The 12695-nt window shown below is 71.3% G+C and carries 10 protein-coding genes; 5 read left to right on the top strand and 5 right to left on the bottom strand.

Features of this window, described 5'->3' with window-relative positions; all coding sequences use genetic code 11:
- The first annotated feature begins 82 nt into the window (after positions 1–82).
- Together rplJ and rplL are read left to right on the top strand one after the other, a co-directional pair.
- Positions 83–598 (top strand): 50S ribosomal protein L10, encoded by a 516-nt coding sequence (gene rplJ / locus HQQ78_RS04995; protein ID WP_043592926.1) that lies wholly within the window; start codon positions 83–85, stop codon positions 596–598.
- A gap of 49 nt (positions 599–647) precedes the next feature.
- A complete protein-coding gene (gene rplL / locus HQQ78_RS04990) occupies positions 648–1031 on the top strand; it encodes a 50S ribosomal protein L7/L12 (protein ID WP_056046519.1) in 384 nt (127 codons plus the stop codon).
- Between the two features lie 129 nt (positions 1032–1160).
- Here rplL and HQQ78_RS04985 read toward each other — a convergent pair whose 3' ends face one another.
- Both HQQ78_RS04985 and HQQ78_RS04980 read right to left on the bottom strand, forming a co-directional pair.
- Positions 1161–2603, bottom strand: a complete 1443-nt coding sequence (locus tag HQQ78_RS04985; RefSeq protein WP_159826117.1) for an APC family permease — start codon at positions 2601–2603, stop codon at positions 1161–1163.
- 42 nt (positions 2604–2645) lie between these two features.
- On the bottom strand, positions 2646–4241 hold the full coding sequence (locus HQQ78_RS04980) for a LuxR C-terminal-related transcriptional regulator (RefSeq protein ID WP_173151317.1): 1596 nt from the start codon (positions 4239–4241) through the stop codon (positions 2646–2648).
- A gap of 302 nt (positions 4242–4543) precedes the next feature.
- Here HQQ78_RS04980 and HQQ78_RS04975 point away from each other — a divergent pair, with 302 nt between their 5' ends.
- Entirely contained in the window at positions 4544–6418 is a 1875-nt protein-coding gene (locus tag HQQ78_RS04975) for an ABC transporter ATP-binding protein (RefSeq protein ID WP_173151315.1), read from the top strand.
- 15 nt (positions 6419–6433) lie between these two features.
- Here the strand turns inward: HQQ78_RS04975 and HQQ78_RS04970 are convergent, their stop codons facing one another.
- Both HQQ78_RS04970 and HQQ78_RS15760 read right to left on the bottom strand, forming a co-directional pair.
- Positions 6434–7168: a DUF305 domain-containing protein gene (locus HQQ78_RS04970; RefSeq protein ID WP_173151313.1), complete on the bottom strand. Its 735-nt coding sequence runs from the start codon at positions 7166–7168 to the stop codon at positions 6434–6436.
- Positions 7165–7839 (bottom strand): DUF3105 domain-containing protein, encoded by a 675-nt coding sequence (locus HQQ78_RS15760; RefSeq protein WP_123570507.1) that lies wholly within the window; start codon positions 7837–7839, stop codon positions 7165–7167. Before HQQ78_RS15760 ends, HQQ78_RS04970 begins: the two co-directional genes overlap by 4 nt.
- Before the next feature lie 245 nt (positions 7840–8084).
- Here HQQ78_RS15760 and HQQ78_RS04960 point away from each other — a divergent pair, with 245 nt between their 5' ends.
- Positions 8085–9449, top strand: a complete 1365-nt coding sequence (locus HQQ78_RS04960; protein ID WP_173151311.1) for a cystathionine beta-synthase — start codon at positions 8085–8087, stop codon at positions 9447–9449.
- 94 nt (positions 9450–9543) lie between these two features.
- Positions 9544–10698 (top strand): cystathionine gamma-synthase, encoded by a 1155-nt coding sequence (locus HQQ78_RS04955; RefSeq protein WP_173151309.1) that lies wholly within the window; start codon positions 9544–9546, stop codon positions 10696–10698.
- 100 nt (positions 10699–10798) lie between these two features.
- Here the strand turns inward: HQQ78_RS04955 and HQQ78_RS04950 are convergent, their stop codons facing one another.
- Positions 10799–12667 carry a cell wall-binding repeat-containing protein gene (locus HQQ78_RS04950; protein ID WP_173151307.1) on the bottom strand — a complete coding sequence of 623 codons (1869 nt, stop codon included), beginning with the start codon at positions 12665–12667 and terminating at the stop codon, positions 10799–10801.
- Positions 12668–12695: the final 28 nt, after the last annotated feature.

Here is a 12695-nt window from a genome sequence, read left to right as displayed (position 1 = left end):
TTTTCATTGGTGCGGCGCCGGTCTCGGCGCGGCCGAGTCGAGTTCCCGGGGGCTGCCGGCACACCCACGTTTTAGGAGAGCCATGGCGAACAAGGAAGCATCGGTCGCCGAGCTCACGGACAACTTCCGTGACTCGACCGCCGTCCTGCTCACCGAGTACCGCGGTCTCACTGTTGCCGAGCTGAAAGAGCTCCGCAAGTCCATCAGTGCAGACGCGACGTACGCCGTGGTGAAGAACACGCTCAGCAAGATCGCGGCCAACAACGCCGGAATCAGCTCGTTCGACGACGAACTCGTCGGACCGTCTGCGATCGCCTTCGTGCACGGTGACCCTGTCGCCGTCGCCAAGAGCCTGCGTGACTTCGCCAAGGCACACCCCGCTCTGATCGTGAAGAACGGTTACTTCGACGGTAACCCGCTCACGGCAGACGAGGTCAAGCAGCTCGCCGATCTCGAGTCCCGAGAGGTGCTGCTGGGCAAACTGGCCGGCGCCTTCAAGGCTTCGCTGTTCGGTGCTGCCTACCTGTTCCAGGCACCGCTGTCCCAGGCCGTTCGCACGGTCGAGGCGCTGCGTGCCAAGCAGGAAGCCGACAGCTAAACAGCTGTCGTACCAACCCACACTTTAGAAAACCCATAAGGAGAACACCATGGCGAAGCTCACGCAGGACGAACTGATCGAGGCCTTCAAGGAGCTCACGCTCATCGAGCTCAGCGACTTCGTGAAGAAGTTCGAAGAGGTCTTCGAGGTCACCGCTGCTGCCCCCGTGGCCGCTGCCGGTGCCGCCGGCCCCGCCGCCGCCGCTGAAGAGGTCGAAGAGCAGACCGCTTTCGACGTCGTGCTCGAGGCCGCCGGCGACAAGAAGATCCAGGTCATCAAAGAGGTCCGCGCGCTCACGAGCCTCGGTCTCGGCGAGGCCAAGGCCGTCGTCGACGGTGCCCCCAGCACCGTCCTCGAGGGTGCCACGAAGGACGCCGCCGAGAAGGCCAAGGCTCAGCTCGAGGCCGCCGGCGCGACGATCACCCTCAAGTAGTCGGCGGGCCCTCGCGGCCCTCTGCACTTGAGCGGCACGTCTGCTCAGCACCACACGGAAGGCGCCACCCCTCGGGGTGGCGCCTTCTGGCGTTTCCGCTGCGACCCGCCGACCACGCGGAGGGCCGGATCAGGAGGCGCGGGCCAGGACCGAGTGTCGGCGGCCGTACCCGAGGTACACCGCGGTGCCCACGACCATCCAGACGGCGAAGGCCGCCCAGGTGACCCACCCGAGGGTCACCATGAGCAGCACGCAGAAGGCGCAGCCGAGGACCGGGGTCAGCGGGTAGAGCGGCACCTTGTAGGTGCGGTCGAGCTCCGGTCGGTTGCGCCGCAGCCAGATGACCGACACGTTGACCAGGGCGAAGGCGAAGAGCGTGCCGATGCTCGTCGCGTCGGCCAGGGCGCCCAGGGGGATCACCGCCGCCGCGACGGCCACGGCTCCGCCGACGATCAGGGTGCCGGCGACGGGTGTCTGCGTGCGCGCCGAGACGCGGCCGAGGACGCGGGGCACGAGGCCGTCGCGGGCCATCGAGACGAAGATGCGCGTCTGACCGTAGAGCACCGTCAACACGACGCTCGCGATCGCCGCCACGGCGGTGACGGCGAAGAGGAAGGCGACCCACGGCTGTCCCGTGATGTCGGCGACGATCGTGACGAGGGTCGCCTCGCCGTCGGTGAAGGTCGTCCACGGGCGCGCGCCGATCGCGGCGACGGCCACGAGGATGTAGAGCACCGTGATGATCACGATCGAGGCGATGATGGCGCGCGGCAGGTCGCGCTTCGCGTCGCGGGCCTCTTCGCCGGCCGTGGACGCCGCGTCGAAGCCGATGTACGAGAAGAACAGGCGCGAGGCCGCCGCCGAGACGCCGGCCGCGCCCATCGGCGCCAGCGGCTCGAAGTTCCCGGCGCGGAAGGCCGTGAAGGCGACGGCGACGAAGAACACGAGCAGCGCCACCTTGACGACGACGAGCAGGGTGTTGACCCAGGCGCTCTCGCGAGCGCCGGGAACGAGTACGAGGGTGGCGAGCAGGACGAGGACCGCGGCGGGCAGGTTGAGGACGCCGCCGGCGCCCGGGGGCTCGGCGATCGCGGCCGGCAGGGCGAGCCCGAACACGTCGAGGGCCTCGTTCACGTACTGCCCCGCCCCGACGGCGACGGCTGCGACCGAGACGGCGTACTCGAGCACGAGGCACCACCCGCAGACCCACGCGATGCCCTCGCCGAGCGTCGCGTACGCGTACGAGTAGCTCGACCCCGACACGGGCACGCTGCCCGCCATCTCGGCGTACGACAGGGCCGACAGCAGGGCCGCGACGCCCGCGAGCACGAACGAGATCCAGACCGCGGGGCCGGCCAGCGGGACGGCGGTGCCCAGCACGACCAGGATGCCCGTGCCGAGGGTCGCCCCGATGCTGATCGCCGTGAGGTGCCAGACGCCCAGGGTGCGTCGCAGACGGGGGCCGCCGTCGGCGGAGGCCGCGCTCTCGGCGACGTAGGCCTCGAGGGGTTTGCGCGCCCTCAGCTGGGCGAGGAGGGACGGACGGGACGTGACGCGGGACTCGTGGGGCACCGCGAGAGGTTACCCCACGGCCGGCACCGCGCCTCCTCGTCCCTAGTCGTCGAGGTCGAGGCCGAGCTGCTTGACGCGGGTCATCGCCTCGCGCCGCGACGACGCCTGCAGCTTGCGGTAGATGCTGCGGACGTGGCTCTTGACGGTGTTGACCGAGATGAACAGCTGGCTGCCGATCTGGCCGAGGGTCTGACCGGTGGCCAGGTGCCGGACGATCACGAGCTCGCGGTCGCTCAGCGGCTCGGCGAGCTGCGGCACGACGTCGGCCGTGGTCCCGCGCAGGCGGTCGAGCACCCCGACGATGGCGGCCGGCTGACGACGGCCGACGGCGCGCTGCACGAGGTGGTCGAGGACGTCCTCCGGCAGGGTGGCGAAGAGCCAGATCGACCCGTTGTGACCCGCGCTCAGCAGGGCCTGGTCGAAGGCGATGTCGCTGTGCGGGGCGTCGCCGAGGGCGAGGTGTGCGGCCGCCTGGAGGGCGTGGACCTGGCCCATCGTGCGCTCGCTGTGCAGGTCGCCGATGGCGAGGCACGGCTCGAGCGCCTCGAGGGCGGCCTCGGGTTCACCGGCGGCGAGGTGCACGAGGGCGAGCACGCGACCGGGACAGCGGATGTGGTGGTGCGACGACGTCACCGACGACGCGAGTCGACGGGCCTCGTGCGGCTGACCGAGCAGGCGCACGGTCTCGGCCCGCAACACCGTGGCCGAGTCGGTGAGGGCACTGTGCCCGGTGAACCCGTCGATGGTGCGGGTGATCCGCGCCAGCAGGTCGAGCACCTCGATGTAGCGGCCCTCGGACAGCAGCACGTGCGCTTCGGCGAACAGGCCGAGCGCCTCCCAGTCGCTGCCGCGCGACGCCTGCCGCACGTCGGCGAGCAGACCCTCGTGGCCGCTCACGGCCTCACCGCGTTCGAGGGCGAGGTGCACGCGCGTGATCTGGGTGAGGGCCCCGAACGAGCTCCCCAGCAGGTCGGTGCCGTCGGCGAGCTCGCGGGCGAGGTCGACGTGGCGGTCGGCGAGGTCGAAGTCTCCGATCAGCATCGCGACGAAGGCGAGCGCCGAGAGGCACTCGACCCGCTCGGCGGTGCTGAGGTGGTCCTCGCCGAGACCGTTCGCGAGGCTCAGGGCGAAGCGGGCCTGGTCGATCTCGCCGTAGTGCAGCCGGATGAGGCCGAGCTGCAACGAGAAGGAGGCGCTGAGCGAGATGCGCACGCTGATCGACTCGGCGAGGTCGTTCTCGATGAGGGTCCGGGCGACCTCGAGGTGCTCGTGGGCCACGACGAAGTTGCCGAGGGTGCGCAGCGACGCCCCGAGGTGCACGTGGTAGCCCGCCCGGATGTCGAGCGGCAGGTCGGGGTCGGCGTCGAGCGCCTTGGCGACGCCGCGGAACCAGGGCAGGGCCGCACTGCGCGAGCGGGAGCCGACCGAGCGGTGGCTCGCCGCCAGGGCGAGCAGGATGCGGGGTCGACCGCGCCATTCCTCTTCGGGTGTCGAGCGGATGGCCTCGCGCAGACGCGCTCCCTGCAAGGGGGCGATCTGGGTCCAGCCCTGCTCGATGGCATCGAGAGCGGCCCGGTGGTCGGCGGGCTGCAGTTCGGCACTCGGCGGTTCGACGGCCGTGGGGTTCGACGTGTTCACGATGGTCCTAGCTCGGCCGCTTCGGGAGGCTCGCCCGTCGGGTAGGGAGAACGCGGCTGCCGGAGCCTGGTCAGGTGCACCGACACCGCCATACTAAACTGAGTGTTCATTACGCCGTATGGTCTGTCGGGCATTGCGCCCACAACTGGGGGACGAACGGTCGTTCTACGGCGTGTCGCGGCGTGTCGCGGTGAGGCTCTTTTCCGGGGGACGGCAACGGTGACGGCACCCGCGAACGGCGACGACGCGTCGGCATCCGACGGCGGGCCACTCGTGACGGGGGTCGGGCCTACGCTGACCGCATGAGTTCGATGCACGCCCCCGCAGGCGGTCCCCGGGGCGGAGGCCGACCGGGCGGGTCCGGCCGGGTCTCGAGCGGCGACGCCGAGGCCCAGCGTGCGGCGAACGCCACCGCGCCGCGCATCCCCGACCTGTTCCGTCGCATCCGCGGCCTGTTCGCCCCGCACCGGCGAGCCCTCGTCGTCACCGTCGTGCTCGTCCTGATCGGGGCCGCCGTCAGCGTGGCTCCACCGCTGCTCACCAAGCAGGCGTTCGACCGGGGGTTGTTCCCCCAGGGCGGTCCCGACGTGCCCGTGCTGCTCGAACTCGTGGGCGCCATGGTGGGACTCTGGGTGCTGTCCGCCGGCATCGGCGTCTGGCAGACGTACCTGACCGCCACGGTCGGCAACAAGGTGATGGGTGCGTTGCGCATCCGCCTCTTCGGCCACCTGCAGCGCATGGAGCTCGCGTTCTTCACCCGCACCAAGACCGGGGTCATCCAGTCGCGCCTGCAGAACGACGTCGGCGGCGTCGCGAACGTGCTGAGCAACACCATCTCGAGCGTCCTCGGCAACACGGTCACGGTCATCGCGGCCTTCGTGTCCATGCTCGTGCTCAGCTGGCAGATGACCGTCGTCACGGTCGTCCTGCTGCCGCTGCTGGTGGTGGCCCAGCGACGGGTGGGCCAGGTGCGCGCCCGCATCGCCACCAAGACGCAGGAGTCGCTCAGCGACATGACCGCCATCACGCAGGAGGCGCTGAGCGTCAGCGGCATCCTGTTGGCGAAGAGCTTCAACCAGCAGCGCGCCGAGGTCGAGCGCTACTCGGCCGAGAACCGCACCCAGATCGGGTTGCAGGTGCGTCAGCAGATGAGCGGGCAGTGGTTCTTCGCCGTCGTCCAGATCTTCCTCTCGGTCATCCCCGCCCTCATCTACCTGGTCGCGGCCTGGCTGATCCTCCGTGACGTGCCCGTGACGGCGGGCACGATCGTGGCCTTCACCACGGTGCAGGCCCGCTTGACCTTCCCGCTCATGGGGCTGCTGCGGGTGGCCCTCGACCTGCAGACCTCCGGAGCGCTCTTCGCGCGCATCTTCGAGTACCTCGACCTCCACCCGGCGATCACGAACGACCCCTCGGCCGAGCCGGTCGACGAGACGCAGCTCGGCCGGGTCGAGTTCGACGACGTCTCGTTCTCGTACCCCGACGCCGAGCCCGGGCAGAAGACCCTCGACGGCGTCTCGTTCGACATCGCGCCCGGCCAGTTCGCCGCCTTCGTCGGCCCGAGCGGTGCCGGCAAGACGACAGTCTCGTACCTGATCCCTCGGTTCTACGAGGCGTCCGGCGGGGCGGTGCGATTCGCCGGCACCGACGTCCGGCGCCTCGACCAAGAATCGCTGGTCGGCAACATCGGCATCGTCAGCCAAGAGACCTACCTCTTCCACGCCAGCATCGGCGACAACCTCCGGTACGCGCGACCCGACGCGACCGACGAACAGTTGGTCGACGCAGCCCGGCAGGCGAACATCCACGAGACCATCGCGTCGTTCCCCGACGGTTACGACACGATCGTGGGCGAGCGGGGCTATCGCCTCTCGGGCGGCGAGAAACAACGCATCGCCATCGCTCGCGTCCTGTTGAAGGACCCCGCCGTCATGGTCCTCGACGAGGCGACGAGCGCCCTCGACACGGTGTCCGAGCGCGTGGTGCAAGAGGCCCTCGACACGGCGACCCGTGGCCGGACGACGATCGCCATCGCGCACCGGCTCTCGACCGTGCGCGACGCGGACGTCGTGTTCGTCGTGGTGGCCGGTCGCGTCGTCGAGCGGGGGACGCCCGACGAGTTGCTCGCCCTGGGCGGGGTGTACGCCGAGCTGTACGGGCAGCAGGTGTCGTCGTAGCGCTGCGGCGTCCCGTCAGCCGCGCTCGACGAGCATCGCCTGCATGGCGTCGACCTCGCTCTGCTGCGTCTGCAGCATGCCCGAGGCGAAGGCCCGCACCTGCGGCACCTCGCTGCGCGCCAGGACGGCGTCGGCCATCTCGATGCCGCCCTCGTGGTGCGCGATCATCAGGGTCAGGAAGATCCGCTCGGCCTCGACGCCGTTCGCCGAGGCCAGTGCCGCCAGTTGCTCGTCGGTCGCCAGCCCCGGCATGCGGCCGCCGGGTTCGTGGGTGGCGACGGGCGTGGCCGAGCCGCCCGCGCCTCCGTCGTCGGTCATGTGGTGGCTGCCGTAGTCCCCGTCGAGGGTCGGACGGGTCATCCAGGTCATGGTCGGCTCGGAGGGCGCCTGCGGCAGGCGCCACAGCTCGAGCCAGGCGTACATCTGACCGGCCTGCTGCGACTGCGTGAGGGCCATGTCGTAGGCCAACGAGCGGACCGCGGGGTCGTCGGTCCGGTCGCGGACCATCATCGCCATCTGCACGGCCTGCTCGTGGTGCACCTGCATGTCGCGCGAGAACCCCGCCTCGACGCTGTCCGTGCCGGGCGTGACGGGGGTGGGCGAGCTGAGCCGCCCGAGCGCGACGCCGACCAGCAGCACGATCGCCACGGTCAGGACCCCCGCGATCACCAGCCTCAGCCGACGACCCGAGGAGGCGCGGTGCGGCCCCGCCCCGTCGGTCGCGTCGTCGTCGTGCCCCGGTGCCGTCACGCGATCTTGCCGGTGCCGTCCACGCCGCCGCTGCAGGGCGCACCGGGCTCGGGGGCGTTCGTGGACTTCCAGTACTTGGTGACGAAGTCGGACACGGTGGCCTCGTCGTCGGTCACGTTCGCGAAGGGCAACTGGGCGCCCCAGGCCGAGACGTACATGGGGGAGTCGAGGCCCTCGTAGGGCGAGACGACCGCGTACGTGTCGGGGGCGAAGTCGCGCAGCGCCTCGATCTCGCCCTCGCTGACCTGCTCGGGGTCGTAGGTGAACCAGACGGCGCCGTGCTCGAGGTCGTGGACGGCGTTCTCGTTCGGCACGGGCTCGGTGTAGACGCCGCAGTTCAGCCAGATCTGGTTGTGGTCGCCGCCCGCGGGAGGGGTCATCGCGTAGTCGACGCTGCCGCCGACGTGGTTCGCGGTGAGGTCGGAGTAGGTCTTCACGCCGTCGATCTCGATGGCCTGGGGGTCCTGCCGCGGCTGGCCGCTCGTCACGACGAAGGTGACGACCAGCGCGATCGCCGCCGCGCCCGCGACCGAGGCGGTGACGATGCCGATGGTGCGGTTGCGCTTCGCCCGGGCCTGTTGCCGCTTGAGCTCGGCCACCTTCTCGTGACGCCGGGCGTCTCGCTGCTGCTTGACGGTGGGTTTGTCGGTCGGCTTGTCGCTGCTGGCCACGGGGGTCCTCTGGGGTCGGGGAGGTGGTCGGGACGCACCCGATCGTGGATGCGTCACCCATTTTCTCTCACGACTGCCTGGGAGGCGCGTGCCAGCCGGTCGGGCCCGCCGACCCTCCGTCACACGCCACGACCCCGTCGTTAGACTCGACGAACGGGTCCGGCGGGGACGCCCCGACCGACCCGATCACCCGAGTCGTCGACCTGCGCGCGCCCCACGAGGGCCCCGCGAGAACCGGAGCACCCGTGAAGTACGCCGAGACCGTCCTCGACCTGATCGGTGACACGCCGCTCGTCAAGCTGAACAAGGTGACCGAGGGCATCACGGCGACCGTGCTCGTCAAGGTCGAGTACGTCAACCCGGGCGGTTCGTCGAAGGACCGCATCGCGACGCGCATCATCGACGCGGCCGAGCGCGACGGCCTGCTCGGGCCCGGGGGCACCATCGTCGAGCCGACCAGCGGCAACACCGGGGTGGGCCTCGCCCTCGTCGCCCAGCAGCGCGGCTACCGCTGCGTCTTCGTCCTGCCCGACAAGGTCGGCGAGGACAAGCGCAACGTGCTCAAGGCCTACGGCGCCGAGATCGTCGTCACGCCGACCGCCGTCGAGCCGACCAGCCCCGAGTCGTACTACAGCGTCTCCGACCGCCTCGCGCGCGAGATCCCCGGGGCGTTCAAGCCGAACCAGTACGCCAACCCCAACGGGCCGCTCAGCCACTACGAGACGACGGGCCCCGAGATCTGGCGCGACACCGACGGCCGCATCACGCACTTCGTCGCGGGCGTGGGCACCGGCGGCACCATCAGCGGTACCGGCCGCTACCTCAAAGAGGTGTCCGGAGGCGCGGTGCAGGTCGTCGGCGCCGATCCCGAGGGCAGCGTCTACAGCGGTGGCACCGGCCGTCCCTACCTGCTCGAGGGCGTCGGCGAGGACTTCTGGCCGGCCGCCTACGACCCCTCGGTCGTCGACCGCATCATCGCCGCGGACGACGCCCGTTCGTTCGAGCTGACCCGGCGCCTCGCCCGCGAGGAGGGACTGCTGGTCGGCGGCTCGTCCGGCCTGGCCGTCGCGGCCGCCCTCGACGTGGCCCGCGAGCTCGGCCCCGACCACGTCGTCGTCGCCCTGCTGCCCGACGGCGGGCGCGGCTACCTCGGCAAGATCTTCAACGACGCGTGGATGCGCTCGTACGGCTTCGGCGTCAGCCACGACGAGCGGTCGGTCCGCGACCTCATCGCCTCGAAGACCGGGCAGCTGCCCGACCTCGTCCACGCCCACCCGTCCGACACCGTCCACGACGTGATCGGCATCATGAAGACCTACGGCGTCTCGCAGATGCCCGTGCTCTCGGCCGAGCCCCCGGTCGTCATCGGCGAGGTCGTCGGCGCCATCGAGGAGAAGGCGTTGCTCGAGGCCATCTTCCGCGGCGGCGCGACCATGGGCGACGCGGTCTCGGCGTACCTCGGCGACCCCCTGCCCCTGATCGGCGTGAACGAACCCGTCTCGGCGGCCCGGTCCGCGCTCGAGTCCGTCGACGCCCTGCTCGTCACCGACGACGGCCGCCCGGTCGGCGTCGTCACCCGCCAGGACGTCCTCTCCTTCCTGTCCTCCTGAGCGGCCGGGGCGGCACCGTCACCCGGCGGCCCGGCCCGCGCCTCCTCGTCCCTCCTCCGTCTGCACCACCCGTCCCCCTCGAAAGGACATCCTCATGACCCACGGCTTCTCGACCAGGGCGATCCACGCCGGCCAGGACTTCGACCCCACCACCGGTGCCGTCGTCCCCCCGATCTACCAGTCGTCGACGTTCGTCCAGGACGGCATCGGTGGGTTCCGCGGCGGCTACGAGTACGCGCGGTCGGCGAACCCGACGCGCGACTCGCTGCAGACCCTGCTCGCCGACATCGAGGGCGGCAGCGCCGCGTTCAGCTTCGCCTCGGGGCTGTCGGCCGAGGACGCGCTGCTGCGTTCGGTCCTGGCGCCCGGCACGCGCATCGTCATGGGCAACGACGTCTACGGCGGCACGCACCGCCTCGTCAACCGGGTGTGGGTGCCCTGGGGCGTCACGCTCGACACCGTCGAGATGAGCGACCTCGACGCCGTGCGCGCCGCGGTCCAGGCCGCGCCGACGGCCGTGCTCTGGGTCGAGACCCCGAGCAACCCGCTGATGAAGATCAGCGACATCGCGGCGCTCGCCGAGATCGGGCACGCCGCCGGGGCCGTCGTCGTCGTCGACAACACGTTCGCGTCGCCGTACCTGCAGCAGCCCCTCGCCCTGGGGGCCGACGCGGTCGTCCACTCGACGACGAAGTACATCGGCGGTCACTCGGACGTCGTGGGCGGGGCCGTCGTCGTGCGCGACGACGAGCTCGCCGCGAAGGTCGGCTTCGTGCAGTTCGGCGTCGGTGCCGTGTCGGCGCCGATGGAGGCGTGGCTCACGGTGCGTGGCATCAAGACGCTCGGCGTGCGCGTCGACCGCCACTCGTCGAACGCCCTCGCCATCGCCCGGGCCCTGGAGGGGCACGCGGCGGTCGAGCGCGTCTACTACCCGGGGCTCGAGTCCCACCCGGGCCACGAACTCGCCGCCCGGCAGATGCGGGCGTTCGGCGGCATGCTCTCGGTGCAGCTGAGCGCGGGCGCCGCCGCGGCCCGACGGTTCGCCGAGTCGACCGAGCTGTTCCAGCTGGCCGAGTCGCTCGGCGGCGTCGAGTCGCTGATCGGCTACCCGAGCGAGATGACCCACGCCTCGGTGCGCGGCACCGAGCTCGAGGTGCCGGACTCCATCGTGCGGCTGTCGGTCGGCATCGAGGACGTCGACGACCTGCTCGGCGACGTCACGCAGGCGCTCGCCCGGCTCGACGCGTAGGCGCCCTCGCGAGGGACGACGGAGGCGCGGTGCGGGTGGTCCCGCACCGCGCCTCCGTCACGTGGCCACGTCGAACACGTCCGTCAGGGGCGGGCCTCGGTCAGAGCCCGGCCTCGACTGCGGGGCTGACGGCGTTGGGGCCACCCAGCACGACCAGGCCGTCGGTGCCGAGCTTCGTCAGGGCGGTGCGCACGCTCACGGGCAGCGCGTCGGGTCGCGTGAGCAGGACGGGACCGCCCAGCCGGCCCGCGGTCGGTGCTCCGGCGAGCGCGTCGGGGAAGTTCACACCCGTCGAGACGAACGCCACGTCGGAACCGGCGGGGTAGCCGGCGGCGGCGATGACGGCCGAGGTGTCGAAACGGTCGGCACCCGAGAGCCGCGACGTGGGCGCGACGGCCTGGAGCTGGGCGATGACCGATTCTCCCACCGCGTTGACCCCGCCGAGCACGACGATGCGTGCGGGGGCCAGCCGGGTGAGCTCGGCCGAGACCGTCTGCGGCAGGGCGTCGGGCCGCGTGAGCAGCATCGGGCCCTTGTCGGGGCCGCCGGCCAGGGCTGCGCCCGAGAGGGCGTCGGGGAAGTCCAGACCGGTCGCGACGTAGGCCGTCCCGCCCCGACCCTTCGGGAAGGTCGTGCTCGAGATCGTCGCAGACGTGTCGAAACGATCCGCACCCGAGACACGGGTGACACCGGCGGCGCCGGTCGTCGCGATCTGGGAGAGCTGCTGGCGGACCGTGTCGGAGACCGCGGCCACCCCGCCCAGGACGACGACGCGTTGCGGGCGGAGCTCGGCGAGTTGGGCGCGGGTCGCGTCGGGCAGGGTGTCGGGGTAGGTCAGGAGGACCGGAGCGCCCCGGTAGCCGGCGGCCGCGCCCCCCGCGAGGGCGTCGGGGTAGGTGCTGCGCGACGCGACGTAGACCAGGGGGATCGAGGCCTTGGCCGGGGCGTTGCCGTTCACGACGACCGGCGGGGTGAACGCGCTGGCGGCGATGGTCGCCGCGGTGGCGAAGGCGTCGGCTCCCGAGAGACGGCCCACGGCCGGGGTGGTCGGGCGGGTGAGGGCCGCGAGGTCGGCCTCGGTGCCGTTGAACACGTCCTGGTCACCGGGGTAGGGCGAGTCCTCGGTCTGGGACCACTGCCAGAACGTCCAGGTCGCGAAGGACGAGGTCGGCGGGGCGACCGGGGTGTTCGTGGTCGCCGTCGGGTAGTACGCGACGAAGAGGCGGTCCTTCGGGAACGCCGAGCTGTTGCCCGTGCACGAGCTCCAGAAGTCCTGGTTGGTGTAGATGAGCGGCTGGACGCCCTGCTGGGCGACGACGGTGCCGATCCACGACTGGATCCAGGTGACCATCTCGGATTGCGACAGCCCCCAGCAACGTCCACCCTGCTTCGTCGGGTTGGTCGACACCTCGACGTCGAGAACCGGCGGCAGCATGCCGGGCTCCCAGGCCGTGGCGTTGTCGAGGAAGAACTGCGCCTGCGGTGCACCGGACGAGTAGAAGGGCAACGCGTAGTGGTAGAAACCGGCCGTCAGCCCCGCCGCCTGCGCGCCGGCGAACTGGGCGGAACGGTAGCGGTTGGTGCTGCCGGTGGGGTTGCCGTTCGTGTAGGTGCCGGGCACGCCCTCGGAGGCCTTGACGAACGTGAAGCGGGCGCCCGCCGAACGCGCGGCGGCGAAGTCGGGGGACGGCTGGTACGAGCTGACGTCGAAGCCGGGCACGCCACGAGGAGGCGAGACGGCCGCGGCGCGGGAGAGGCGTTCGTCGGCCCCGTCCCGGGTGCCGCCCGATGCCCCCATCTCGTGGTCGGAACCCGCGTCCTGCTGGGCGAGCGTCGGGGACGAGGTCGAACCGGCGGTGACGGGAGCCGCGACGGCGACCGTGGTCGTCCCGAGCCCGAGGACGACGCCGAGGGCGACCGTCAGGGCGAGACCGCGGACGGACCCGGCACGGTGAGAAGAAGTGGACACGAGACAGACCCCCAGACGCAGGCGACGC

The organism is Frigoribacterium sp. VKM Ac-2859 (assembly GCF_013204925.1).
In the GTDB taxonomy this organism is placed as follows: Bacteria; Actinomycetota; Actinomycetes; order Actinomycetales; family Microbacteriaceae; genus Frigoribacterium.
The sequence above is the reverse complement of the archived record's forward strand: the minus strand, read 5'-3'. Positions and strand labels throughout refer to the sequence as shown.

Excerpts from the sequence above, each read along its gene's own strand:
- HQQ78_RS04975 (WP_173151315.1), top strand. The coding sequence starts at position 4,544 with ATGAGTTCGATGCACGCCCCCGCAGGCGGTCCCCGGGGCGGAGGCCGA.
- rplL (WP_056046519.1), top strand. The coding sequence starts at position 648 with ATGGCGAAGCTCACGCAGGACGAACTGATCGAGGCCTTCAAGGAGCTC.
- rplJ (WP_043592926.1), top strand. The coding sequence starts at position 83 with ATGGCGAACAAGGAAGCATCGGTCGCCGAGCTCACGGACAACTTCCGT.
- HQQ78_RS04955 (WP_173151309.1), top strand. The coding sequence starts at position 9,544 with ATGACCCACGGCTTCTCGACCAGGGCGATCCACGCCGGCCAGGACTTC.